This window comes from Pseudomonas sp. GD03862, from assembly GCF_029840855.1.
Taxonomy (GTDB): Bacteria; Pseudomonadota; Gammaproteobacteria; order Pseudomonadales; family Pseudomonadaceae; genus Aquipseudomonas; species Aquipseudomonas alloputida.
On the sequence record NZ_JAOCDI010000112.1, the window covers coordinates 1 to 1,290 of the forward strand.

Sequence of the window (1,290 nt, forward strand, 5' to 3'; positions counted from 1 at the left end):
GTCACCTTCACCGGTCGCGGCGAGCCCGGCGCCACCGTGCAGGTGCGCGATGCCGACGGTACTGTCATCGGTACTGGTGTCGTCGGTGCCGACGGCCTGTTCAGCCTCACCCTCTCGCCTGCCCAAGCCAACGGCGAAGCACTCGACGTGCGCTTGGCGGATGCCGCCGGCAACGCCTCGGCGCCGCTGCAGTTCGATGCGCCGGACATCACACCGCCCGATGCGGTCACCGACATCCTGGTCGGCCCAGGTGGCACAGCCCTGAGCGGTCGCGGCGAGCCAGGTGCCACTGTCGAAGTGCGCGATGCCAGTGGCACCGTGATCGGCACGGGTGTGGTCGGTGCCAACGGCACCTTCCTGATCGATCTCGCCCCGGCCGCTCAGCCAGGCGAGCAGTTGAGCCTGGTACAGACCGACCCAAGCGGCAATGCTTCCGTGGCTACCGAGTACGACGTCCCACTGACCTCCGCGCCCAACAGCCCGAGCAATCTGGCCATCAATGCTGATGGCACCACCCTCACCGGTACCGCGCCGGCTGGCAGCCGTGTGGAAGTGCATGATGCCAACGGCACGCTGGTTGCCACTGTGGTGGCTGGCCCCGACGGCAGCTTCACCGTCACCCTCGACCCGCCTCAGGCCAACGGCGAACTGCTGGACGTGGTCGCTATCGATGACGGCGGCGTTTCCTCGCTGCCCGCCCAAATCACCGCACCGGATATCACCGCCCCTGCCGCACCGGCCGAACTGGTGATCAATGCCGACGGCAGCGTGGTCACCGGCCGTGCCGAACCGGGCAACACCGTGCGCGTGCTGGCCGCCGACGGCACCACCGTGCTGGGTAGCGTGGTAGTTGGCGCTACCGGCAGCTTCAGCATCACCCTCGACCCGCCACAAGTTGACGGCGAAGTGCTGCAGGCCACGGCGACCGATGCCGCTGGCAATACTTCCGTTGCCAGCTCCGTCACCGCCCCAGACATCGACGGCGGCGATACCACCCCGCCTGAAGCACCGACCAATCTGGTGATCGGCCTTGCCGGCAGCCAACTCAGTGGTCGAGGCGAAGCCGGCACTGCCGTGCAGGTGCGTGACGCGGCCGGCAACATCCTCGCGACCGGCACCGTCGCTGCAGATGGCACCTTCACCGTCACCCTGGACCCTGCCGTGAACGACGGCAGCACCTTGCAAGTCACCCTCACCGACGCCGCCGGCAACGTATCCCAACCGGGTTCGGTCACCTCGGCTGACTTGGTGCCGCCCGCACAACCAACTGACCTGGCCCTGGCCGATGGT

At 67.9% G+C, this 1,290-nt stretch carries 1 protein-coding gene; it reads left to right on the forward strand.

The window, feature by feature from the left end; all coding sequences use genetic code 11:
- On the forward strand, positions 1-1,290 hold a 1,290-nt coding region (locus N5D53_RS27570), incomplete at both ends, for an Ig-like domain-containing protein (protein ID WP_279841138.1).